The organism is Kitasatospora sp. NPDC094028 (assembly GCF_049543595.1).
In the GTDB taxonomy this organism is placed as follows: domain Bacteria; phylum Actinomycetota; class Actinomycetes; order Streptomycetales; family Streptomycetaceae; genus Kitasatospora.
Genome location: NZ_JBMVFA010000008.1, coordinates 33830 through 57294, shown reverse-complemented (window position 1 = coordinate 57294; position 23465 = coordinate 33830). Strand labels below are relative to the sequence as shown.

Here is a 23465-nt window from a genome sequence, read left to right as displayed (position 1 = left end):
TGCCCCCGCAGCCGGTCGGAGCGTACCTGGGATCAGGCCAGGCCCTCGGCGAGCGCCTTCTCGGTCGCGGCGCGGACGGCCGCCTCGGTCGCGGCGTCCAGCGGCACGCGCGGCGGGCGGACCGGACCGCCGGGGCGCCCGGCGATGTCCATGGAGAGCTTGATGGCCTGGACGAACTCGGTCTTGGAGTCCCAGCGCAGCAGCGAGTGCAGCGACTTGTAGAGCGGCAGCGCCGTCTCCAGGTCCTTCGCGACGGCGGCGCGGTACAGCTCGACGGAGGCCTCCGGCAGCGCGTTCGGGTACCCGGCGATCCAGCCGACCGCACCGGCCAGCGCGAGCTCCAGCAGCACGTCGTCGGCGCCGATCAGCAGGTCCAGGCCCGGCGCCAGCTCGGCGATCTCGTACGCCCGCCGGACGTCCCCGCTGAACTCCTTGACCGCGACGATCGAGCCCTCGCCGTGCAGCTCGGCGAGCAGCGCGGGCACCAGGTCGACCTTGGTGTCGATCGGGTTGTTGTACGCGACGATCGGCACTCCGGCCTTCGCGACCTCGGCGTAGTGCGCCCGGACGGCGGCGTGGTCGGCCCGGTAGGCGTTGGGCGGCAGCAGCAGGACGGAGCCCGCTCCGGCCTCGGCGGCCTGCTCCGCCCAGCGACGGGACTCGGCGCTGCCGTACGCGGCGACACCGGGCATGACCCGGGAGCCGTCGCCGGCGGCCTCGACCGCCACCTCGACGATCCGGGCGCGCTCCTCGGCGGTGAGGGTCTGGTACTCGCCGAGCGAGCCGTTGGGGACGACGCCGTCGCAGCCCGAGTCGATCAGCCAGCGGACGTGCTCGGCGTAGGCGTCGTAGTCGACGGAGAGGTCCGGGCGCAGCGGGATCGCGGTGGCGACCATGACGCCGCGCCAGGGCCGGGTGGTGTCGTGGGGGGTGTTGGACACAGTGGACTCCTTGGTGAGGTGTGACATTTTATTAGTGGGGAAGGGTCGGAGACAAGAGCCCCCGACCCGGAGGATTTCGGGCGCGCCCGTGGATCACGCCGCGGACCCGGTGAGGCCCCGGCGAGGACCCCACGGGACGCGCCCTACGCGTCGGGCTCCCCCGCCGCCAGTTGCGCGAGCGGCACCGGGCAGCCCAGCGGCCGCCGGTCCGCGCCCGCGTCACCGACCCCGGACTCGGCGGAGGCCGCGGACAGGCAGGCCACGGCCGGCCCGCACATCCGCCCCTGGCACCAGCCCATCCCGGCCCGGGTGAGCAGCTTCACCGTGCGCGGATCGCCCGCGCCCAGCTCCTCCACCGCCTCCCGCACCTTCGCGACCGGCACCTCCTCGCACCGGCACACGTCGGTGTCGTCGCGCAGCCAGCCGGTCCAGCCCGGTCCGGGCCGGTGGGCGGCGGCCATCAGATCGGCGAAGGCGCGCAGCCGCGCCCGCCGCCGCCGCAGCGACCGCTTCGGCTCGACCTCGGCGAGGGCGTGGGCGGCCAGCTCGCCCTCGGCGATCGCGAGGTCCGCGCCGCCGACCCCGTTGGTCTCGCCCGCCGACCACAGGCCGGGCACGCTGGTGCGCATGCCGTCGTCGACGGCCAGCGCGACGGCGCCGTCCGGCCCGGTCAGGGTGTCCGCGCCGAGTTCGGTGGCCAGGTCGATCTGCGGCAGCAGGCCGTGGCCGACCGCGATCGCGTCGCAGTCGATCCGCCGCTCGGTGCCGGGCTTCGGCCGCCACTCGGCGTCCAGCCGGGCCACCGTGACGCCGGTGACCCGGTCGGTCCCGTGCGCCTCGACGACGGCGCTGCGCAGCCGCGGCCGGACCCGGTGGCGCATCAGCGCGGTGCCGTGCCCGGCGCCCTCCACGAGCTTGGCGGGGACGGCCGCCACCACGTGCGGGCGCCGGGCGTACGCCAGGTAGCCGGTGGCCTCGACCACGGCCGGCACCCGGGCCCCGGCGGTGACCAGCGAGGACGCCGCCGCGAGCAGCAGCGGGCCGCTGCCGGCCACCACGATCCGCTGCCCGGGCAGCACCAGCCCGGACTTCAGCATGGCCTGCACCCCGCCCGCGGTGACCACCCCGGGCAGGGTCCAGCCGGGGAACGGCAGCTGCCGCTCGTACGCGCCGGTGGCGAGCAGCACCGCCCGCGCCCGGACGGCGACGCGGTCCCCGGCCTCCGGCCCGCGGGTGCCGTGCACGGTGAAGCCTACGTCGGTGCGCTCCAGCGCCCAGACGTGGTGGCCGCCCCGGAACTCGACCCGTTCGGCCTGCTCGTGCTCGGCCAGCCGCGCGGCCAGCCCGGTGTAGACGGACCAGCCGTGGTGCAGCCGGTCCGGCCGGGCGGCGCCGAGGCCGGGCGCGGGGTGCCGGTAGTACTGGCCGCCCGTGCTGCTCCCGCCCTCCAGCAGGAGGCAGCGCTTGCCGAGGTCGGCGGCGGTGACGGCACCGGCCAGCCCGCCCGGCCCGGCACCGATGACCACCAGGTCGAAGACGTCAGACGGCGAGGTCGGCACGGCCGTGGCCCTCCTGGGTGGTGACGACGGTGCCCGGCTCGGCGGGCACCAGGCAGGTGCGCTGGTTGGGCCGGCCGTCGACGGTGGCCAGGCAGTCGAAGCAGGCGCCGATGCCGCAGAACACCCCGCGCGGCCGCCCGCCGAAACGGGTGGTGCGCCAGGCGAGCACGCCGTCCGCCCAGAGCGCGGCGGCGATCGACTGCCCGGACAGCGCGGGCACGGCCCGGCCGTCGAACACGATGTGGTGGGCGGGCCCGGGCTCGGCCCCGACCAGCCCGGCGGGGGTGCGGCGACGCATCGGCGGCTTCTCCAATCTGACGGCTCTGACGGCTCTGACGGCTCTGAATGCACTGACGGCTGTAACGGCTCTGACGCGTCCGGCACGGATCCGGCACGGATCCGCGACGTGCCCGGGGGCGGCCCCACGACGCCCCCGGGCCGTGCCCCGGACGCATCCGCGACGCCGGGGAACAGCCCCGGGAACAACCCCGGTACGGCCCCGGTACGACTCCGGGAGCCACGGGACCACGGGGTCTCTCAGGCGGCCTCGCGGAACCGGTCCGGCCGGAACGGCGCGAGGTCCAGCTCGGGCAGCTTCCCGGCCAGCTGCTCGCTGATCAGCAGCCCGGTGGCCGGGGCCAGCCCGATGCCGGCCCCCTCGTGCCCGCAGGCGTGGTACAGCCCGGGAACCCGGGGGTCCGCCCCGATGGCCGGCAGGTGGTCCGGCAGGTACGGGCGGAAGCCCCGGTAGAACCGCATCACGGTGACGTCCTCCAGCACCGGGAACAGCGCCGCGGCCTGGCCGGCCAGCCGCCGCAGCACCTCCTGGGAGAGCGTGCGGTCGAAGCCGACGCGCTCCCGGCTGGCGCCGATCAGCACCGGCCCGCCGGGGGTGCCCTCGACCACGGCGGAGGTCTGCAGCTCGGCCGAGCCGCTGGCGACGTCGGCCACGTAGTCGGCGGCGTAGACCTTGCGCCGGACGATCCGCGGCAGCGGCTCGGTGACCAGCACGAAGCCGCGCCGGGGCAGCACCGGCAGGTGGACTCCGGCCAGCGCGGCCAGCTCGCCGCCCCACGTCCCCGCCGCGTTGACCACGGCGGGCGCGAGCAGCTCGCGGTGCGCGGTGCGCACGCCGCGCACCGCGCCGTCCGGCCCCCGCTCCACGGAGGTGACGGCCTCGCCGGTGATCAGCTCGGCACCGAGCGCGCGGGCCGCGCGCAGCAGGTGGGCGGCGGCGAGGGCGGGCTGGACCTGGGCGTCCTGCGGGTAGAGGAAGCCTCCGGCGAGCCCGGGGGCGAGGTGCGGCTCCAGCTCGCGCAGCCGCTCGGCGGGGACCTCCTCGGCCGTCACCCCGGCGTCGCGCTGCCCGGCGGCGAAGGCGCGCAGCGCGTCCTGCCCGGCCGGGGTGGAGGCGACGACGAGGCCGCCCTTGGGCTCGTACTCGATCTCGGGGCCGAGCTGCTCGGCGAGGTCGAGCCAGAGCCGGGTGCTCAGCAGGGCGAGGTCGAGTTCGGGCCCGGGCTCCTTGTCGGAGACCAGCAGGTTGCCCTCGCCGGCGCCCGTGGTCCCGCCGGACACCGGTCCGCGGTCGACGACGGCGACGGCGAGGCCGGCGCGGGCGGCGTAGTAGGCGCAGGCCGCGCCGACGACGCCGGCGCCGACCACGACGGCGTCCAAGGGGGGTCTCTGGCTCTTCAGCACCTCAGTAATATGTCACATGCCATCGACCGTGCCAAGAGCGCCCCGCACGCGAAGAACCCCGGCCCGCCGCATCGAGCGGCGGACCGGGGCCCACGATCAGGAACGGCTACCCGCTCAGGTGATGTCGTCCATCTGCTCCCGGCGCGCGGCCGGCACCGGCGCCGAGCTCGCCACCGGAGCACCGGAGGCGTGGATCTCCTCCGCCCCCGCGACCTCCTCCACGGTGAGGTCCACGTGCGAGGCCTCCTCGTCGTCCAGGTCCGCGTCCGGGTTGCGGCGCCGCTTGCGCCGGTCGTTGAGCAGCGCGATGCCCACCGCGATGAAGTACAGCGCCCAGATCGGCGCGGCCAGCGCCAGCATGCTCACCGGGTCGGCGCTCGGCGTCGCGACGGCCGAGAACACGGTGATCGCCATGACCATCCCGCGCCACCAGCTCAGCAGCCGCTTGCCGCTCACCATGCCGACCATGTTCATCATCACGAGCAGCAGCGGGAACTCGAAGGCCAGGCCGAAGACCAGCACCATCCGCGTCGCGAGGTCGAAGTAGTCGTTCGGCGGCAGGATCGGTGTGGTGCCGGTCGGGGTGAATTCGACCAGCACCTGGACGGTCGTCGGCAGCACCAGGAAGGCGAGGCCCACACCCGCCAGGAACAGCGGCGCCCCGAAGGCCATGAAGACGACGGTGTACTTCTTCTCGTGCTTGTGCAGACCGGGCGCCACGAACGCCCACACCTGCCACAGCCACACCGGCACCGCACCCACCACACCGGCCGTCAGCGCCACCTGGAGCATGAAGGTGAAACCGGAGGTCAGACCGATGTTGGAGACCTGCGCGCACTTGCCGTGGAAGTGGTCGATCTCCTCCTTGGTGTTGCACTGCGGCAGCGGTTTCAGCAGGAAGTGCTCGATCTGCCTGTGGAAGATCAGGGCGACGATCGTGATCGCCACGATCGCCAGCGCCGACTTCACCACCCGGTTGCGCAGCTCCCGGAGGTGGTCGGCGAGGGCCATCCGCCCGTCGGGATTCTTGGGCGCCTTCGACGCCTTGGACACCTTGCTCAACCCCGGTCCTCAGAAGATCGTGCGTAGAGGCCCGCCGGTCGACGGGCCTCCGTGGTCGCGTACGTCACGCGGGTACGGGCGACGCGGCTCAACTCCGCCCTTCGCGCTCGGCCACCGGACGGGCCGTGGAGGTGGCCCCCGGCGCGGACTGGACGGTCCTGACCGAGCTCGATCCGGCCCCGCCCTCGACGGGCGCGGCGGGCGCGTCCGGCTCTCCGTCCGTACGCATCGCCTTGGCCTCGCTCTTCAGGATGCGCAGCGACTGCCCGAGCGAGCGCGCCACCTCGGGCAGCCGCTTGGCTCCGAACAGCACGATGGCGAAGATCACGACCACCACGATCGCGGTCATCGAGATGCGCATGCGCGACCACCTTCAGTCATGGCGGCCCGGCGGGCCGTCCGCGCGGATGGTAACCGCTGCGAATGACGCCCCGACGACGGCCGCCCGAACGGGACGGCGGCCCCCGACCGGCGTTCCGGGGGCCAGCTGAGAGCGTAACCCGCCCTCACACCCGCGCAGCAGTCCCCGTACCGCGGATGCCTCGGCCGTGCTAACGGGCGCCGGCCGCCGAAGCCGCGTCGGCCAGGTCGCCGGCCGCCACGGTCAGCGCCCGGGAGGCCTCGTCCACGCCCTTCGCCAGCGCCCGCACGTCCAGCCACAGCCGGATCGCGAGGACCCCGAGGACCAGCAGGCCCGCGGTGGCGAGCAGGACGGCGGCGACGAGCATCCAGGACATGCGCCCCACCCTATACGGGCCGCAAAGCCGCCGGCCGGGCGGCCGCTACCCCTCCGCCGGGACGAGCCGCATGGTGCGCACCCCCGCCTCGGTCAGCGCCTCGACGATCTTCTCCCCGGCCGGTTTGCGCACCGCCGCCCCGCAGCGCGGGCAGCCGAAGCTGTAGTGCGCCTGAGCCGGGGTGCGGCCGAGGGTCAGCCGGAACTCCTCGGCCGGGAGCTCCACCTTCTCCCGGCACTCGGAGCAGTACACCTTGAATCTCGTCCCGGCTTCCACCGCTCAGACCCGCCCCTCCCCGTACGCCGCCAGCGCGTCCCGCGCCGCCGAGCGCGCCTGCTCGGCCAGCTCGGGCGGCGACACGATCCGCCCGTCCCGGCCCAGCCGCAGCGCCAGCGGGCGCAGCTGGGAGGGGTCGGCGCTGCGCAGGGTGATCCGCAGCCCGCCGTCCGGGAGCTCCTCGGCCTTGTCGTGGGTGTAGTACTCGGCCACCCAGCGCCCGCCGGAGGAGACCTCGACGACGACCTCCGGGTCGTCCGCGGCCGGGTTGACCAGCCCGCCGCTCAGGTCGCGCGGCTCACGCCGGGGCGGGTCCGCCGGGACGTCCAGCACGCGGATCTCGGCGACCCGGTCGAGCCGGAACATCCGGTGGTCCTCCGAGGTGCGGCACCAGGCCTCCAGGTAGGTGTGCCCCTCGGTGAGCAGCCGGATCGGGTCGACCTCCCGCTCGGTCATCCCGCCGCGCCCGTGCGAGTAGTAGCGCAGCCAGAGCCGCCGGCCCTCGCTGAGCGCGCGGTCGATGTCGGCGAAGACGTGGCTCTCCGCCTCGAAGGTCACACCGACCCGGGCGCTGCTCTCGGCGCTCTCCCCGGCCGCGTTCTCGATCTTGGCGACGGCCCGGGTGAGCGCCTCGCGGTCGCCGGCCCGCAGCCCGGGCAGCCCGGCCACCGCGCGGGCGGCCACCAGCAGCGCGGTGGCCTCGTCGGCGGCCAGCCGCAGCGGCTGGGCGACGTCGTCCACGTTGTGCCACCAGATCCGCTCGCCGTCGGTGTCGATGTCGAGCAGGTCGCCGCCGCGGAAGCTGGTGCCGCACATCGGCAGCACGTTGAGGTCCCCGATCAGCTCGCGCTCGGAGATCCCGAACGCGCGGGCCACCTCGGCCACCTCGGCCCCGGGCCGCTCCCGCAGGTAGGTGACCAACGACAGCATCCGCCGCGTCTGGTCGATCGCATTGCTCACGCTCGTACGTCCTCCGACTCCAGCCCCGCGACCGCCCGAAGCCGGTCGACCACATCCGCCCGCAGCTCCTCCGGCCCGAGCACCAGCACGTCCGGCCCGAACTCCGCCAGGTCGGCGCCCAGCCCGTTGCCGTACGGGATCTCCAGCTCGTCCCAGGTCTCGTCGACCCGCTCGCTGCTCAGCGCCTTGGTGCGCAGCGGGAAGCCCGCGCCCCGGCGGACCCGCACGATCGCGGTCGCGGTGGCGCCCTCCCCGGCGAACTTGGCCACGGTGGCGCGCACGTCGACGTGCTCGGGCACCGCCTGGACGAAGGCGCCGCCCTTCGCCCGCACCTTGCCGGTGATCCGGCTGAGCCGGAACACCCGGGCGTCGCCGCGGTCCCGGTCGTACCCGGCGAGGTACCAGTGCCCGCGCCAGCACTCCAGCGCCCACGGCTCGACGGTGCGCTGCTCGACGGCGGCCGCACCGGCCTTGCGGTACTCGAAGGTGACCGGGCGGCGGTCCCGGGCGGCGGTGAGCAGCGGCTCGAACGCGGCCTCCCGGGCGGGGATCCGCGGCTCCAGCGCGGTGCGGCCGCCGGCCTCGGCGAACGGGACTCCCGCCGCGCGCAGCTTCTGCAGCGCGCCGCTGGCCGCGCCGGACATCTTGGCCTGCTGCCAGACCCGGGCGGCCAGGGTGAGCGCGGCGGCCTCCTCGGCGTCCAGCGCGATCTCGGGCAGCCGGTTGCGGTCCGCGCGGGCGAGGTAGCCCAGCTCGCCGTCCAGCGCGTTCTCGTCGACGTCGATCACCAGGCCGAGCTCGCGCAGGTCGTCCTTGTCCCGCTCGAACATCCGGTTGAAGGCGTCCTCGCTGCTGTGCTGCCAGGCCTCGCGGTACGCCTCGATGGATTCCCGCAGCTCCTTCTTGGAGAGCGGACGTCTGGTGTTCATCAGGCACAGGGCGAGATTCATCAGCCGCTCTGCCTTGGCGATCGCCATCGCTGACCCTTCCGGTGTGCCGCGCCGCGCGCGGGGTGCGCCAACCGGGCGATCCACACCCGGCGGGACCGACCGTACCGGTAGCGGTACGCACTGCAAAAGCCGCGTCCCGCCCCCGGTCCCCCACGCGCCCCGCACCCGGTCCCGGCAGGCCCCGGACACGCCCGTGGGCCGGGCCCCCGAAGGGGTCCGGCCCACGGCTGGAGCGGGGCTCAGACGGCCAGCAGGTCGACCACGAAGATCAGGGTCGAGTGCGGCGGGATGAGCGGCGACGGCGACTGGGCGCCGTACGCCATCGTCGACGGGATGGTCAGCTCGCGGCGGCCGCCGACCTTCATGCCGACGACGCCCTTGTCCCAGCCCTGGATGACCCGGCCGGCGCCGAGCGGGAAGCGGAACTCGTTCGGGCTCCGGTTCCAGCTCGCGTCGAACTCCTCGCCGGTCTCGAAGGTCACGCCGACGTAGCGGACGCTGACGACCTGGCCCTCCTTGGCCTCCTCGCCGTCACCCACGACGATGTCGCGGATCTGCAGCTTGGTCGGAGCGTCACCGATCGGGAAGTCGATCTCGGGCTTCTCGTTGAGGTTCACGGCCATAGTCCCTCTTCTCACGTTCGCAATTCCATACACGACCAAGCGGCGGGCGCCCGCACCCGGTCCGCCCCGACCGTGCCGGGGCGGACCACGATACGGGCGCCCGCCGCCCGTCCGGGTCCGGCCACGCGGCCGGACCCGAAGGTCACACGCACACCATTGTCACCCGAAAGTGGATCAGCCCTGACCCGCGTCCAGGATGTCCACCACGAAGACCAGCGTCGAGCCGGGCGGGATGTCGCCCTGGCCCTTGTCCCCGTAGGCCAGCGCGGCCGGGATGACCAGCTCGACCCGGCTGCCCACGGTCTGGCCGGCCAGCCCCTGGTCCCAGCCCTGGATGACCTGGCCGCCGCCGACCGGGAAGGAGAACGCCTGGCCCTTGCTCAGCGAGGAGTCGAAGACCTTGCCGTCCTTGAACAGCGCGCCGGTGTACTGGACGACGACCTTCTCGCCCTTCTCCACCTTCGGGCCCTCGCCCTTGATCAGGACGTGCGTCTTCAGCTCGGTCGGGTCCTTGGCGCCGGCCACCGGGGTGATCTCGGCCGGCTTCTTGCCGTTGTCCTTGACCTGCGGGAAGTCCGCCGGCGGCGGGGTCACGGTGCCGCTGACCACCGCGTCGGGCGCGTTGCTGTTGCGGATGTCGATCACGAAGATCAGGTCGTCCTTGGCACCGATCGACATGTCGGCCTTGCCCTGGGAGCCGAAGGCGGCGGCCGGCGGGGCCACCACGAGCAGCCGGGAGCCGGCCTTCTTCCCGACCACGGCCTGGTCCAGCGCCGGGATCAGCGCGTCGGCGCCGGCCTGGAAGATCTGCGGCTTGCCGCTGTTGTCGTACGAGCTCGGGATGTCCTTGCCGGTGGTCCAGTCCTTGGCGGTGTAGTCCACCGAGGTCCAGTTGCCCTTCTCCACCTTGGCGCCGCTGCCCTCGGAGAGGACCTTGACCACGAAGGAGCCGTCCGACTTGTCGCCGGGCACCTGGATCTCGGCCTTCTTGCCGAAGTCGCCGGTGATCGTCGGCAGCACCTTGGCGTCGTCCTTGATCGGCGGCACCGGGTCGGCGGTCGGGGTCGGCGGCGCGGTCTTCACCGCGTCCGGCTTGGCGGCCGAGGGGCTGTCCTTGGACCCGCCGTCCTTGTTCACCAGGTAGAGCGTCACGGCGCTGCCGGCCAGCAGCACGGCCAGCACCGTGCCGAGGATCACACCGAGCCGGCCCACCCCGGGCGGGTTCTCGTCGTACCCGGCCTCGGAGACGTCGGACCGGCGCACCGTGGAGGCGAAGATCTGCGGGGTCTCGTCATCGGTCCTGGTCCCGCCGCCGGCGGCGGTCGGCTGCTCGCCGGGCTGCGCCCAGCCGGCCTGCTGCGCCAGGATCGACGGCGGAACGACGATCGACTCGCGATCGCCCCCGACCGCGCCGCCGGGACGCGAGGCGGTCGGGTCACCCGCAGAGCTGTCGGCGGTGCCGGCCCCGCCCGGGCTCGGCGTCTTCTCAGTCATGACTCCCCATCCATCTCGCCACGAGGTCTTCCAGGTCTGGCCCCGGCGTGGTGAGTGCCGGGTCGGCGTCGCACCACCCGCCCGCCGGACCTTCGCGCCGGGCGGCGCCTGCCACAGTGCGAGGGGCAGTATGACAGCTAAGGATGAGGGCGGACGCGTCGTTGTCGTACGAGCGTCCGCCCAAGCCTACGGAATCCCCGGGCCGAGTTCCTAGACCGCTTCCAGAATGTCGATCACGAAGACCAGCGTGGAGTTCGCCGGCACCGCCCCCTGCGCCTGGTCCTTGTACCCCTGTGCCGGGGGCACCACCAGCAGCACCCGGCTGCCCACGGTCTGCCCGACCAGCCCCTTGTCCCAGCCCTCGATCACGCTGCCGGTGCCGATCTGGACGGCCTGCGCGCCGCCGTGCGTCCAGGAGGCGTCGAACTGCTGGCCGTTGCTCCACAGCACCCCGGTGTACTGCACCACCAGGGTCTGCCCGCTCTTGACCTGCTTCCCCTCGCCCTTGATCAGCAACGCCTGCTGGAGGTCGGCCGGCGCGGCCTGCCCGGCCGGGACCGTGATCGTCATCGCGGCCTTGCCGTTGTCCTTGACCTGCGGCAGGGTCGCGGCCGCCTGGGTCATGTTCCCGGTCAGGGTGGAGTCCTGCGGCAGGCTCTCCACGATGTCCAGCACGAACACCACGGTGTCGCCCTTGGCCACCCCGAGCTGTTCGGAGCCGGAGTCGCCGAAGGCGGCGGCCGGCGGGGCCACCACCAGCAGCCGGCTGCCGGTCTTCTTGCCGATCACGCTCTGGTCGAGCGCGGGCACCAGCTGCCCGCTGCCCGCCTGGTAGAGCTGCGGCTTGCCGCTCGGGTCGTACGAGCTGGGCAGGTCCTTGCCGGTGGTCCAGTCCTTCGCCGTGTAGTTGACCGTCACCCAGTCGCCCTTGCCGACCGCCGCGCGCTCGCCCTCGCTCACCGTGTTCACCACGAACTGCCCGCTGGGCTGGGCGCCCTCGGGGATCGTGATGGTCGCCTTGCTCCCGAACCCGCCGCCCGAGAGGGTCGGCATCGGCGACGCCTCGTTGACCGGAGCGGGCACGGTCGGGGGCGCGCTCGCCGCGGACGGCGTCGCCGGGGAAGCCGCCTTGGGCGAACTGCTGCAGGCGACCGCGAGCAGCAGCGGCAGGGTGAGAAGCAAACCGGCGGTGCGGCGCACGGTGGTCCTAACTGTCGATCGAAGTCGGCTCTCCAGACTCGACGGACAGCGTATGCCCGGCATGCGTCCGGCCCCGGTAGACACCACCGGGGCCGGCACACACCTTGATCACGAACGCGCGGGCTACATCCCGGCGATCAGCTTCTCCACCCGCTCGTCCACCGAACGGAACGGGTCCTTGCAGAGCACCGTCCGCTGCGCCTGGTCGTTCAGCTTCAGGTGCACCCAGTCCACCGTGAAGTCCCGCCGCTGCTCCTGCGCCCGGCGGATGAAGTCCCCGCGCAGCCGGGCCCGGGTGGTCTGCGGCGGCAGCGACTTCGCCTCGAAGGTCTTCAGGTCGGTGGTGACCCGCTGCGCCTGCCCCTTGCCCTGGAGCAGGTAGAACAGGCCGCGGCGGCGGTGGATGTCGTGGTACGCGAGGTCGATCTGTGCCACCCGCGGGTTGGACATGCTCATCTGGTGCTTCTCGCGGTAGCGCTCGATGAGCTTGTACTTCATGATCCAGTCGATCTCGGTGGCCACCCCGTCCAGCCGCTCGGTGCGGACGGCCTCCAGGGTGCGGCCCCACAGGTCGAGGACCCGGGCGATGGTGCCGGTGTTGATGCCCTTGCGGTCGGCGAACTCCAGGGCCTTGCTGTAGTACTCCTCCTGGATGTCCAGCGCGCTGGCCTCGCGGCCGTTCGCGAGCCGGACCTGGTGGGTGCCGGTGAGGTCGTGGCTGACCTCGCGGATCGCCCGGATCGGGTTCTCCAGGGTGAGGTCGCGCATCACCACACCGGCCTCGATCAGCCGCAGCACCAGGTCGGTGGCGCCGACCTTGAGCAGCGTGGTGGTCTCGGACATGTTGGAGTCGCCGACGATCACGTGCAGCCGGCGGTAGCGCTCGGCGTCCGCGTGCGGCTCGTCCCTGGTGTTGATGATCGGGCGGGAGCGGGTGGTGGCGGAGCTGACGCCCTCCCAGATGTGCTCGGCCCGCTGGCTGACGCAGTACACCGCGCCGCGCGGGGTCTGCAGCACCTTGCCGGCGCCGCAGATCAGCTGCCGGGTGACCAGGAACGGGATCAGCACGTCCGCGAGCCGGGAGAACTCGCCGTGCCGGGCCACCAGGTAGTTCTCGTGGCAGCCGTAGGAGTTGCCGGCCGAGTCGGTGTTGTTCTTGAAGAGGTAGACGTCGCCGGCGATGCCCTCCTCGTGCAGCCGCCGCTCGGCGTCCACCAGGAGGCCTTCGAGGATCCGCTCGCCGGCCTTGTCGTGGGTCACGAGCTCGACCACGTCGTCGCACTCGGGGGTGGCGTACTCGGGGTGCGAGCCGACGTCGAGGTACAGCCGGGCGCCGTTGCGCAGGAAGACGTTGCTGCTGCGGCCCCAGGAGACGACCCGGCGGAACAGGTACCGCGCCACCTCGTCCGGCGACAGCCGTCGCTGCCCGCGGAACGTGCAGGTCACGCCGTACTCGTTCTCCAGCCCGAAAATCCGGCGGTCCATGAGCACTCCATTCTCTGTCGGAGCTGTCCGAAACCGCCTCCACGACGGCCGGGCCGCCGCAGGGGCACCGGAGTCCCGGACGGCGGTCGGGCCGCCGTCCGGGACTCCGCAGGCACTACTCGCCGGTCGGCGGGGCCGCCGACTCGTCGTCGTCCGCCTCGGCGGACTGGTCCCCGTCGAGCAACCGGCCCAGCTGGTTGCCCAGGATCCGCTTGAACTTGCGCTGCTGGAACCGCTGGCGGTCGAGGACGGCCACCTCCAGCTGCTCCGGCGTGAGGGTGCGCGGGCTGCCGCCGTTGGGGTCGCGGGCGAGCGAGTCCACGGCGACCCTGACCGCGTCGGTCAGGCTCAGCCCCGCGCGGTGGCGCTGGCCCAGGTAGTTGCCGATGGAGTCGGCGTTGCCGCCGACCACCACGTAGTTCTTCTCGTCGACGACCGAGCCGTCCGGCGTGAGCCGGTAGATCTGGTCCTGGTCGGCGCCGCGGCCGACCTCGGCGACGATCAGCTCGACCTCGTACGGCTTCTCGCCGACCGAGGAGAAGATGGTGCCCAGGGTCTGGGCGTAGACGTTGGCGAGCCCGCGGGCCGTGACGTCGGCCCGGTCGTAGGAGTAGCCGCGCAGGTCGGCGTAGCGGACGCCGCCGATGCGCAGGTTCTCGAACTCGTTGTAGCGGCCGACCGCCGCGAAGGCGATCTTGTCGTAGATCTCGGAGACCTTGTGCAGCGCCCGCGAGGTGTTCTCGGCGACGAAGACGATGCCGTCGGCGTAGGTGAGCACGACCACGCTGCGGCCGCGCGCGATGCCCTTGCGGGCGTACTCCGCGCGGTCCGCCATGGCCTGCTGGGGCGAGACGTAGAACGGTGTCGACACCGGCGGTCGTCCCTTTCCTGTAGGTGTGGCTAGATCAGCGGGGCCTGCGGGCCGTTCGGACGGGCCAGGCGCTCGTCCGTGATGGCGACGGCGATCTCGGCGACCTCCGCCTCGGTGAGCCGGCGGAAGCCGTCCTCGGTGATCAGCGAGACGATCGGGTAGATCTTGCGGGCGAGGTCGGGGCCGCCGGTGGCGGAGTCGTCGTCGGCCGCGTCGTAGAGCGCCTGGACGACCAGGGTGGCGGCCTGCTCGGCCGTCAGGTCCTCGCGGTAGAGCTTCTTCAGGGAGCCACGGGCGAAGACCGAGCCGGAGCCGGTGGCCGCGAAGCCGCGCTCCTCCGAACGCCCGCCGGTGACGTCGTAGTTGAAGATCCGGCCGCGGCCCCGGTCGAGGTCGTAGCCGGCGAACATCGGGACGACGGCCAGGCCCTGCATCGCCATGCCGAGGTTGCCCCGGATCATGGTGGTGAGGCGGTTGGCCTTGCCCTCCAGGGAGAGCGTGGTGCCCTCGATCTTCTCGTAGTGCTCCAGCTCCAGCTGGAACAGCCGGACCATCTCGACCGCGAGGCCGGCGGTGCCGGCGATGCCGACCGCGCTGTACTCGTCGGCCGGGAAGACCTTCTCGATGTCACGCTGGGCGATCACGTTGCCCATGGTCGCCCGGCGGTCACCGGCGATCACCACGCCGCCGTCGAAGACCGCGGCGACGATCGTGGTCCCGTGCGGGGCCTCGACCACGGTGCCCACGGGGAGCCCGGCGCGGCCCGGCAGGAGCTCCGGCTTGTGCTCGGCGAGGAAGTCCAGGAACGAGGACGACCCCGGAGTCAGGAAGGCAGCCGGTAGACGCCCGGTGCCACGAGTGTTGGCTTCCACACGATTCCTTCCAGGTAGCTTGAAGCGCGCGCTGCCCGCACCCTACCCGCCCGACGATCATCGTCCACGGGTGGAGGGCCGGTGCCGGACGGCCGGGCGGCCGGGCCGCCCGGCCGCGTTTCGACGGTCGCGACCGTGAATTCCCGAATACCGGGGCCGAGGGCTACTGCCCACCCTTTTGCACAAAGCCACGCACGAAATCTTCGGCGTTCGACTCCAAGACCTCGTCGATTTCGTCGAGTACCGCGTCGACGTCGTCGCTCAGCTTTTCCTGGCGCTCCTTGAGGTCGTCGGAATTCTGGGTTTCCGCGGCCTGCTCCTCGACCTCCTCGGAGGAGCGGTTCGCCCGCTGCTGGCCGCCGCCGGTGTCCTTGCTCGCCATTTCCCTCACCCCGCTCGATTCGTCTGGCACGGTCGGGTCGGTGCTGCTGCACCGACCCTATACACAAGGTGCGACTGCTGCTCCCGGTTCACCGGTGGCACTTCCTGTCCAACACCCGCTGCCACCCCGGATGATTCCCATTCGGCGGACGTTCACCCGTGGTGATCGAAAAGTTACCCGCCGGACAGCACGCGGAGCAGGTCCTCCGCCGTGCGGCAGCGGTCCAGCAGCTCCTTGACGTGGTTGCGGGTGCCGCGCAGCGGCTCCAGCGTGGGCACCCGCTGCAGCGAGTCCCGGCCCGGCAGGTCGAAGATCACCGAGTCCCAGGAGGCCGCCGCGACGTGCTCGGCGTACTGGTCGAGGCAGCGCCCGCGGAAGTACGCCCGGGTGTCCTCCGGGGGCTGCGTGACGGCCCGCTCGACCTCCTCCTCGGTCACCAGCCGCTCGAACCGGCCGCGGGCCACCAGGCGGTTGTAGAGGCCCTTCTCGGCCCGTACGTCGCTGTACTGGAGGTCGACCAGGTGCAGCCGCGGGTTGTCCCACTCCAGGGCGTCCCGGCTGCGGTAGCCCTCCAGGATCTCCCGCTTGGCGATCCAGTCCAGCTGCCGGGAGAGCGACATCGGGTCGCGCTCCAGCCTCCCGAGGACGTCCTCCCAGCGGGTCAGCACGTCCACGGTCTGCTCGTCGGCGTCGGTGCCGAAGCGGTCCTCGACGTACTTGCGGGCCAGCTCGAAGTACTCCAGCTGGAGCTGGACGGCGGTGAGCTTGCGCCCGTTGCGCAGGGTGATCAGGTGCTTGAGGTCCGGGTCGTGGGAGACCCGGTGCAGGGTGCGCACCGGCTGGTCGACGGCGAGGTCGGAGGCGATGAAGGAGTCCTCGATCATCGACAGGACCAGCGAGGTGGTGCCCAGCTTGAGGTAGGTGGAGATCTCGGAGAGGTTGGCGTCCCCGATGATCACGTGCAGCCGGCGGTACTTCTCGGCGTCGGCGTGCGGCTCGTCCCGGGTGTTGATGATCGGCCGCTTGAGGGTGGTCTCCAGGCCGACCTCGACCTCGAAGTAGTCCGCCCGCTGGCTGATCTGGAAGCCGTGCGCCGAGCCGTCCTGGCCGAGGCCGACCCGGCCGGCACCGGTCACGACCTGGCGGGAGACGAAGAACGGGGTCAGGTGGCGGACGATGTCGGCGAACGGCGTCGCCCGCTTCATCAGGTAGTTCTCGTGGGTGCCGTAGGAGGCGCCCTTGTTGTCGGTGTTGTTCTTGTACAGGTGGATGTTCTGCCCGTTGGGCAGCTCCAGCGCGCGCCGCGCCGCGGCCGCCATGATCCGTTCGCCGGCCTTGTCCCACAGCACGGCGTCGCGCGGGTTGGTCACCTCGGGCGAGCTGTACTCGGGGTGCGCGTGGTCCACGTAGAACCGGGCCCCGTTGGTCAGGATGACGTTGGCGAGGCCGATGTCCTCGTCGGTCAGCTGGCTGGCGTCCGCCACCTCCCGCGCGAGGTCGAAGCCCCGCGCGTCGCGCAGCGGGTTCTCCTCCTCGAAGTCCCAGCGGGCCCGCCGTGCCCGGTGCATCGCCGCCGCGTACGCGTTGACGATCTGGGACGAGGTGAGCATGGCGTTGGCGTTGGGGTGCCCGGGCACGGAGATCCCGTACTCGGTCTCGATGCCCATCACGCGCCGTACGGTCATGCGGCCCTCCTTGCCTTGTGCGCCGCCCCCTCGGGCGGAACACGCCGACGTACCGCGGACAACACCGGCGCCGGCGCTCCTCTGCCCGCGAACGGTGGGTCGAGCCTAGAACCCGGCGCCGGACGGCGGGCCCCGAGACGCGCCGTCCGGCTGCGGGGCCGCGAGGCGCCACAGCCGGACGGTGTGCGTACTGCTCCGGGGGCCGCTGCCGGCCCGGGTCACCGCGTGCCTTACAGGTACTGGCCCGTGTTGGCGACGGTGTCGATCGAACGGCCGGACTCGGCGCCCTGCTTGCCGGTGACGAGCGTGCGGATGAAGACGATCCGCTCGCCCTTCTTGCCGGAGATGCGGGCCCAGTCGTCCGGGTTGGTGGTGTTGGGCAGGTCCTCGTTCTCCTTGAACTCGTCCACGCAGGCGGCGAGCAGGTGGGAGACGCGCAGGCCGCGCTGACCGTGGTCGAGGAAGTCCTTGATGGCCATCTTCTTCGCGCGGTCGACGATGTTCTGGATCATCGCGCCGGAGTTGAAGTCCTTGAAGTACAGGACCTCCTTGTCACCGTTGGCGTAGGTGACCTCCAGGAAGCGGTTCTCCTCCGTCTCGGAGTACATCCGCTCCACGACCGACTGGATCATCGCGGCGACCGTGGTGTCGACGGAGCCGTCGTGCTCCTTGAGGTCGTCCGGGTGGAACGGCAGCGAGTCCTTGAGGTACTTGGAGAAGATGTCCTTCGCGGCCTCGGCGTCCGGGCGCTCGATCTTGATCTTGACGTCCAGGCGGCCGGGCCGCAGGATCGCCGGGTCGATCATGTCCTCGCGGTTCGAGGCGCCGATGACGATGACGTTCTCCAGGCCCTCCACGCCGTCGATCTCGGCGAGCAGCTGGGGGACGATGGTGTTCTCCACGTCCGAGCTGACGCCGGAGCCGCGGGTGCGGAACAGCGACTCCATCTCGTCGAAGAAGACGATGACGGGCGTGCCCTCGCTCGCCTTCTCCCGGGCCCGCTGGAAGACCAGCCGGATCTGCCGCTCGGTCTCGCCGACGTACTTGTTGAGCAGCTCGGGGCCCTTGATGTTGAGGAAGTAGCTCTTCCCCTGCGGGCGGCCGGTCACCTCGGCGACCTTCTTGGCCAGCGAGTTGGCGACCGCCTTGGCGATCAGCGTCTTGCCGCAGCCGGGCGGGCCGTAGAGCAGCACGCCCTTGGGCGGGCGCAGCTCGTACTCCTTGAAGAGGTCGGCGTGCAGGTACGGCAGCTCGACCGCGTCGCGGATCAGCTCGATCTGGTTGCTCAGGCCGCCGATCTGCCGGTAGTCGATGTCCGGGACCTCTTCGAGGACCAGTTCCTCGACCTCGGACTTCGGCACGACCTCGTACACGTAGCCGGAGCGGGGCTCCAGCAGCAGGGCGTCCCCCGCCCGGACGGTGGCCTCGCGCAGCGGTTCGGCGAGGCGCACCACCCGCTCCTCGTCGGTGTGGCCGATGACCAGGGCTCGCTCGCCGTCCTCCAGGACCTCCTTGAGGGTGACGATCTCGCCGATGCGCTCGAAGGCCATCGCGTCCACGATGTTGAGGGCCTCGTTGAGCATCACTTCCTGGCCGCGCCGCAGCTCGTCGAGGGCGACGGTCGGGCTGACGTTGACGCGGAGCTTGCGCCCGCCGGTGAAGATGTCGGCCGTGCCGTCCTCGTTCGCTTCGAGGAAGGTGCCGAACCCGGCCGGGGGCTGGGCCAGCCGGTCCACTTCCTCCTTGAGGGCCACGATCTGGTCGCGGGCCTCGCGCAGGGTGGAGGCGAGCCGTTCGTTCTGGGCGGTCACGCCGGCCAGGTTGGTCTGGAGCTCGACGATCCGCTCTTCGAGGATTCTCGAATTGCGCGGCGAGTCGGCGAGCTTGCGGCGCAGCACGGCGATTTCCTGCTCAAGGAACGAGACCTGAGCGGCCTCGTCGGAACCACGAGCGGGCCTGCCGGTGCTGCGGTTGTAGTCGTCATCGTGGGCTGCCACGGTCCTCACCTCCTCCGGGGAGCTGGACGCTTCCAGACCCTACCTGGGACCAGGGGTCCGTAAACCCCTAGATCAAGAAAGATGGAACGGGCGTGTCCGATCTTCGCCCCAGCGTGCTTCCCCTCTGCTAAGGGGATACCCACCGCGCACCGGCCAAAGCGGGCCAGATGTATCGTCGAGCGAAGTGATATCCGATCGCGACCGCAGTGCCGGCTCCGATCGTTGTACGAATGGCGGGATTGCCCCAGGAATGCGGGCGACCCGGGACAGAAACGGCAGGTAACGATGTCGGTGACCGAGCAGACCGCGGTGGCGACCGAGCCCCTGGAGGTGTGGATCGACCAGGACCTGTGCACCGGCGACGGCATCTGCGTGCAGTACGCCCCCGAGGTCTTCGAACTGGACATCGACGGCCTGGCCTACGTGAAGGGCCCGGACGACGAGCTGCGCCAGCAGCCCGGGGACACCGCCCCGGTGCCGCTGACGCTCCTTCAGGACGTGGTGGATTCGGCCAAGGAGTGCCCCGGCGACTGCATCCACGTGCGCCGGGTCGCCGATCGGGTCGAGGTGTACGGGCCGGACGCGGAGTAGCCCGCCCCGAGCGGGCGGACCGGGCGGCGGGCCGTCAGCTGGCGGTGACCGGGGCGGCGGACTGGGAGCGTTCCCAGCCGCCGCCCTTCCGCTTCCAGGTGAGGTCGAGTGAGATGTCCGGGCTGAAGCGCGGCACGTCCTCGCTCGAATACCCCCGCGCGTGCCCGGTGATCGCGCCGTCCGAGCGCAGCGCGAGCCGGCCGACGGTGAGGTTCTCGCGCTCGGAGAGCAGGGTGGCCAGCACCACCGGTCGGCGGTCGGCGCCGAAGCCGAGCAGGTAGACGGCGTCCGGCGGGGTGCCGTTGACGGCGTCGCAGCGCGCGGCGACGACCGCGGCGGGCCGTCCGTCGGCCAGCGCGGCGGGCACGTTCAGTACCGTCTTCACCGGGAACGGGCCGCAGTCGAGCGGGAGTTGGGCCTTCGCCGGGTCGGGTGCGGCGCTCACGGGCAGGGCCGCCGCGGTGGGGTGGGCGGGCACCGGGGTGCCGGTCGCCGGGGCGGCGGCGAGGGCGGCGGTGACCACCGCGCCGCAGCCGGCCAGGGCGAGCGCCCAGTGCCAGGGGGAAGTCCGCGCGTGCCCGGGCCGGTTCCGGCCCCGCGGGGTCTGCTGTCCAGCCGTCGCCTTGACCGCGGTCTCCACCAGGCGTCCCCTCCAGTGGTGTGGGTGAGCGAGCATCGTCCCACACCCGGGTGGCGCGAACTGCGAAGGGGTGGCACGAGCTTGCTCGTGCCACCCCTTCGTCCGCGCGGCGGTGTCTCAGCCCAGATCGGGCTGCTCGGCCGCGCCGTCGCGGGCGGCCTTGCGGGCCGCGGCCCGCTCCTGCAGGGTGGGCTCGGGCGCCCCGTTGTCGTAGTCCTCGCCGTACGCGCCCTTGGCCGGGCGGCGGCGGCGCAGCGGCGGCTCGACGCCGTCCGCCAGGCGGCGGGCGGTGAGCAGGAAGCCGGTGTGGCCGATCATCCGGTGGTCCGGGCGGACGGCCAGGCCCTCCAGGTGCCAGGTGCGGACCATGGTCTCCCAGGCCTGCGGCTCGGTGAAGCTGCCGTGCTCGCGCAGCGCCTCGACGGTCCGCGACATCTGCGTGGTGGTGGCCACGTAGCAGCAGATCAGGCCGCCGGGGACGAGCGCCTTGGCGGCGACGTCCAGGCACTCCCAGGGGGCCAGCATGTCGAGGATCACGCGGTCGACGTCGGTCTCGACCAGGTTGTCCTGGAGGTCGCCCACGGTGAGCTTCCAGGCCGGGTGCGGGCCGCCGAAGTAGCGCTCGACGTTCCCCTGCGCGATGTCGGCGAAGTCCTGCCGGCGCTCGTAGGAGGCGAGCATGCCCTGCTCTCCCACGGCGCGCAGCAGGTACGTGCTGAGCGCGCCGGAGCCGACGCCGGCCTCGACCACGCGGGCACCCGCGAAGATGTCGGCCATCGCCAGGATCTGACCCGCGTCCTTGGGGTAGATCACGGCGGCGCCGCGCGGCATGGACAGGACGTAGTCGGGGAGCAGGGGGCGCAGCGCGAGGTACGGGACGTTCCCCGTGGTGCGCACGACCGTGCCCTCGGGAGCGCCGATCAGCTCGTCGTGGGGGAACGCACCCTTGTGGGTGTGGAACTGGTTCCCGGCCTGGAGCGTGAACGTGTAGTGGCGACCCTTGGGGTCGGTCAGCTGGACCTGGTCCCCGACCTGGAAGGGCCCGCGTCGGCGGGCGGCACCGGTCGGTTCGGACATGCGGGCAATCCTACGGGAAGTGCGTCACCCCTCCCCACCGGGGCCGATCAGCGCCCGGCGACGGCCGCGGTCAGGCGCTGCTCGATGTCGGTGAGCGCGGCGACGCCGTACATCCGGCCGTCCGGCTCGACCACCAGGTACTCCCCCGCCGGGGTCGCCTGGACGGCGCGCAGCAGGGCCTCGCCGCTGAGCTCGGCGTCCAGCCGCATCCCGGGTTCGAGGTCGCGGGCGAGCGCGCCGACCGCGACCCACGGACGGCGGTGCTCCGGTACGGCCCGGACCGCCGACTCGCGGACGATGGCGGTTGGCTCGCCCCGGCCGTCCACCACGACGACCGCGCCGGCCTGGGCCTCGCGGGCGCGCCGCAGCGCCTCGCCGAGCGGGGTGTCGGCGGTGACCTCGACGGCCCGGCGGGCGAGGTCGCGCAGCCGCAGGCCGGGCAGCACCTCCTTGAGCCGGGCGTTGCGCAGGCTGCCGGTGGCGCCGTTCCAGATGATCGCGGCGAGTACGGCGGCCAGCACCGCGTCCACCAGGGTGTCGGTGGTGGTGCGCTCGACGTTGCGCGAGGCGCTGACCAGCGGCAGGCCGATCAGCACGCCGATCGCCAGCGCCCGGCCGGCCCAGGCGGCGGCGACGGTGCCGGCCATCGGCCGGCCGGTGGCCGCCCAGACCACCGCACGCAGCATCCGGCCGCCGTCCAGCGGCAGGCCGGGCAGCAGGTTGAAGGCGGCGACCACCAGGTTGGAGACCATCAGCCCGGTCAGCAGCACCCCGGGGACGGTGGACAGCTCCACGGCCCGCACCCCGAGGTAGAACACCCCGCCGAGCAGCAGCGAGAGCAGCGGGCCGACGAAGGCCAGCCAGAACTCGCGCCACGGCGAGGTGGCCTCGTTCTCGATCTCCGACACCCCGCCGAAGAACTGCAGCTGGATGCGCCTGACCCCGAGCCGGTAGCGCAGCGCGACGAGGGTGTGGGCGAGCTCGTGGACCAGGACGGACGCGTAGAAGGCGACGGCGAAGAAGAACGCGACCAGGTAGCGGGCCGCACCCAGGTCGGGCAGGACGTCGCCGAGCTGGCCGCCGAAGACCCAGGTGATCAGGGCGGCGATGACGAACCAGGAGGGGGTGACGTAGACGGGCACGCCGAAGGGGCGGCCCATCAGGATGCCGCCGCCGCGCTCGGGCCGCTCGGGCGGGCCGCCCGCCGGGCGCCCGCGGTCGTCCCGCGGTGGCTGGTCGGAGGTCTGCTGCCCCCTGCTGTCGCTCACCGTGATCCCTTCGGTCGTCATCCCCCGTCGTGCCCCGGTGCGCCCACGCTACGTGATCGCGGCCCGGCGCCGCCCCACGCCCCACGCTCCCTTCATACCCACTGCGCGGCCGCCGTGGCAGCCGGGTGGCAGCGGGATGGCAGCGAAGGGCAATAGGGTCGTAGGCATGCAGCAGACCGACACCCCCGCCGCCGGGGCCGCGCCCCGCCCGGCGGCGCCGCCGACCGGCCTGTCCCCGTCCCGTGCGGGGGACTTCCTCACCTGCCCCCTGCTGTACCGGCTGCGGGTGATCGACCGGCTGCCGGAGCCGCCGAGCGCCGCCGCGACCAGGGGCACCCTGGTGCACGCGGTGCTGGAGCGGCTGTTCGACAGCCCGGCCGCCGAGCGGACGCCGGAGCGGGCGCTGGGCCTGCTGCGCCCCCAGTGGGAGCGGCTGCTCGGTGAACGGCCGGAGCTGGGCGGGTTGTTCCCGGAGGACCCGGACGGCGCGGCGCTGACCCGCTGGCTGGCGGACGCCGAGAAGCTGGTCGGCCAGTGGTTCGCGCTGGAGGACCCGACCCGGCTGCACCCGGTGGAGCGCGAGCTGTACGTGGAGACGGCGCTGGAGTCGGGGCTGCTGCTGCGCGGCTACATCGACCGGGTCGACGTCGCCCCGACCGGCGAGGTCCGGCTGGTGGACTACAAGACCGGCCGGGCGCCCTCGCGGGACTTCGAGGGCAAGGCGATGTTCCAGATGAAGTTCTACGCGCTGGTCGTGTGGCGCTGGAAGGGCGTGATCCCCAAGCGGCTGCAGCTGGTCTACCTCGGCGGGGGCGGGAACGTGGTGAGCTACGACCCGGACGAGGCCGACCTGCTCGCGGTGGAGCGCAAGCTGCAGGCGCTCTGGGAGCGGATCAGCCACGCGGTGGCCACCGGGGACTTCCCGGCGACCCGCAACCGGCTCTGCGACTGGTGCGACCACCAGGCCAGCTGCCCGGAGTTCGGCGGCACGCCGCCGCCGTACCCGCTGCCGCTGGCGCTGGCGTCGCAATCGCGTACGTCGGAATCACGTACGTCGGAATCACGTACGTCGGAATGAGGACGATCCCACGGGG

General features: G+C 72.5%; 24 protein-coding genes and 1 pseudogene. 2 read left to right on the top strand and 23 right to left on the bottom strand.

The window, feature by feature from the left end; translation table 11 throughout:
- Positions 1–32: 32 nt before the first annotated feature.
- The 20 genes and pseudogenes from ACPC54_RS14990 to arc all read right to left on the bottom strand — a co-directional run bounded on the left by ACPC54_RS14990 (position 33) and on the right by arc (position 18795).
- Positions 33–968, bottom strand: a complete 936-nt coding sequence (locus tag ACPC54_RS14990) for a dihydrodipicolinate synthase family protein (protein ID WP_498965050.1) — start codon at positions 966–968, stop codon at positions 33–35.
- Between the two features lie 116 nt (positions 969–1084).
- A complete protein-coding gene (locus tag ACPC54_RS14985) occupies positions 1085–2500 on the bottom strand; it encodes an FAD-dependent oxidoreductase (protein WP_498965049.1) in 1416 nt (471 codons plus the stop codon).
- Positions 2481–2798, bottom strand: coding sequence for a (2Fe-2S)-binding protein (locus ACPC54_RS14980; protein ID WP_498965047.1), 318 nt, complete (start codon positions 2796–2798; stop codon positions 2481–2483). The genes ACPC54_RS14985 and ACPC54_RS14980 overlap by 20 nt, the downstream gene beginning before the upstream one ends.
- 239 nt (positions 2799–3037) lie before the next feature.
- Entirely contained in the window at positions 3038–4201 is a 1164-nt protein-coding gene (locus tag ACPC54_RS14975; protein WP_498965045.1) for an NAD(P)/FAD-dependent oxidoreductase, read from the bottom strand.
- Positions 4202–4315: 114 nt separating this feature from the next.
- Entirely contained in the window at positions 4316–5212 is an 897-nt protein-coding gene (gene tatC, locus ACPC54_RS14970; protein ID WP_498965381.1) for a twin-arginine translocase subunit TatC, read from the bottom strand.
- A 139-nt stretch (positions 5213–5351) separates the two neighbouring features.
- Positions 5352–5624, bottom strand: a complete 273-nt coding sequence (gene tatA / locus ACPC54_RS14965) for a Sec-independent protein translocase subunit TatA (protein WP_498965043.1) — start codon at positions 5622–5624, stop codon at positions 5352–5354.
- A 190-nt stretch (positions 5625–5814) separates the two neighbouring features.
- Positions 5815–6000 carry a hypothetical protein gene (locus tag ACPC54_RS14960; protein ID WP_498965041.1) on the bottom strand — a complete coding sequence of 62 codons (186 nt, stop codon included), beginning with the start codon at positions 5998–6000 and terminating at the stop codon, positions 5815–5817.
- A gap of 45 nt (positions 6001–6045) precedes the next feature.
- Positions 6046–6252, bottom strand: coding sequence for a hypothetical protein (locus ACPC54_RS14955; protein WP_244178816.1), 207 nt, complete (start codon positions 6250–6252; stop codon positions 6046–6048).
- Positions 6253–6279: 27 nt separating this feature from the next.
- Entirely contained in the window at positions 6280–7206 is a 927-nt protein-coding gene (locus tag ACPC54_RS14950) for a helix-turn-helix transcriptional regulator (protein WP_498965380.1), read from the bottom strand.
- A gap of 26 nt (positions 7207–7232) precedes the next feature.
- Positions 7233–8213 carry a helix-turn-helix transcriptional regulator gene (locus tag ACPC54_RS14945; protein WP_498965039.1) on the bottom strand — a complete coding sequence of 327 codons (981 nt, stop codon included), beginning with the start codon at positions 8211–8213 and terminating at the stop codon, positions 7233–7235.
- A 212-nt stretch (positions 8214–8425) separates the two neighbouring features.
- Positions 8426–8809: an FKBP-type peptidyl-prolyl cis-trans isomerase gene (locus ACPC54_RS14940; protein WP_498965037.1), complete on the bottom strand. Its 384-nt coding sequence runs from the start codon at positions 8807–8809 to the stop codon at positions 8426–8428.
- Positions 8810–8983: 174 nt separating this feature from the next.
- Entirely contained in the window at positions 8984–10303 is a 1320-nt protein-coding gene (locus ACPC54_RS14935; protein ID WP_498965035.1) for an FKBP-type peptidyl-prolyl cis-trans isomerase, read from the bottom strand.
- A gap of 210 nt (positions 10304–10513) precedes the next feature.
- Positions 10514–11503, bottom strand: coding sequence for an FKBP-type peptidyl-prolyl cis-trans isomerase (locus ACPC54_RS14930; RefSeq protein ID WP_498965033.1), 990 nt, complete (start codon positions 11501–11503; stop codon positions 10514–10516).
- 123 nt (positions 11504–11626) lie between these two features.
- Positions 11627–12988 carry a Pup--protein ligase gene (gene pafA / locus ACPC54_RS14925; RefSeq protein ID WP_498965031.1) on the bottom strand — a complete coding sequence of 454 codons (1362 nt, stop codon included), beginning with the start codon at positions 12986–12988 and terminating at the stop codon, positions 11627–11629.
- A gap of 115 nt (positions 12989–13103) precedes the next feature.
- On the bottom strand, positions 13104–13859 hold the full coding sequence (gene prcA, locus ACPC54_RS14920) for a proteasome subunit alpha (RefSeq protein ID WP_498965029.1): 756 nt from the start codon (positions 13857–13859) through the stop codon (positions 13104–13106).
- Between the two features lie 29 nt (positions 13860–13888).
- On the bottom strand, positions 13889–14686 hold the full coding sequence (prcB, locus tag ACPC54_RS14915; RefSeq protein ID WP_498965379.1) for a proteasome subunit beta: 798 nt from the start codon (positions 14684–14686) through the stop codon (positions 13889–13891).
- A pseudogene (locus ACPC54_RS14910) lies at positions 14683–14760 on the bottom strand (endonuclease VII domain-containing protein); the annotation flags it as partial. The gene prcB and the pseudogene ACPC54_RS14910, both read right to left, overlap by 4 nt.
- Positions 14761–14894: 134 nt before the next feature.
- Positions 14895–15113, bottom strand: a complete 219-nt coding sequence (locus tag ACPC54_RS14905) for a ubiquitin-like protein Pup (protein WP_031069167.1) — start codon at positions 15111–15113, stop codon at positions 14895–14897.
- 173 nt (positions 15114–15286) lie between these two features.
- Entirely contained in the window at positions 15287–16798 is a 1512-nt protein-coding gene (dop, locus tag ACPC54_RS14900; protein WP_498965026.1) for a depupylase/deamidase Dop, read from the bottom strand.
- A 230-nt stretch (positions 16799–17028) separates the two neighbouring features.
- On the bottom strand, positions 17029–18795 hold the full coding sequence (arc, locus tag ACPC54_RS14895; protein ID WP_498965024.1) for a proteasome ATPase: 1767 nt from the start codon (positions 18793–18795) through the stop codon (positions 17029–17031).
- Positions 18796–19080: 285 nt separating this feature from the next.
- Here arc and ACPC54_RS14890 point away from each other — a divergent pair, with 285 nt between their 5' ends.
- Positions 19081–19386, top strand: coding sequence for a ferredoxin (locus ACPC54_RS14890; RefSeq protein ID WP_498965022.1), 306 nt, complete (start codon positions 19081–19083; stop codon positions 19384–19386).
- A 34-nt stretch (positions 19387–19420) separates the two neighbouring features.
- Here the strand turns inward: ACPC54_RS14890 and ACPC54_RS14885 are convergent, their stop codons facing one another.
- The 3 genes from ACPC54_RS14885 to ACPC54_RS14875 form a co-directional block, all read right to left on the bottom strand.
- Complete coding sequence (locus ACPC54_RS14885; protein ID WP_498965020.1) at positions 19421–20026, bottom strand: hypothetical protein; 606 nt, start codon at positions 20024–20026, stop codon at positions 19421–19423.
- A gap of 117 nt (positions 20027–20143) precedes the next feature.
- Positions 20144–21103 (bottom strand): tRNA (adenine-N1)-methyltransferase, encoded by a 960-nt coding sequence (locus tag ACPC54_RS14880; RefSeq protein ID WP_498965018.1) that lies wholly within the window; start codon positions 21101–21103, stop codon positions 20144–20146.
- A 47-nt stretch (positions 21104–21150) separates the two neighbouring features.
- Positions 21151–22392, bottom strand: coding sequence for a site-2 protease family protein (locus tag ACPC54_RS14875; protein ID WP_498965016.1), 1242 nt, complete (start codon positions 22390–22392; stop codon positions 21151–21153).
- 145 nt (positions 22393–22537) lie between these two features.
- Between ACPC54_RS14875 and ACPC54_RS14870 the strand changes: the two genes are divergently transcribed.
- Positions 22538–23449 (top strand): RecB family exonuclease, encoded by a 912-nt coding sequence (locus ACPC54_RS14870; protein WP_498965014.1) that lies wholly within the window; start codon positions 22538–22540, stop codon positions 23447–23449.
- Positions 23450–23465 lie beyond the last annotated feature (16 nt).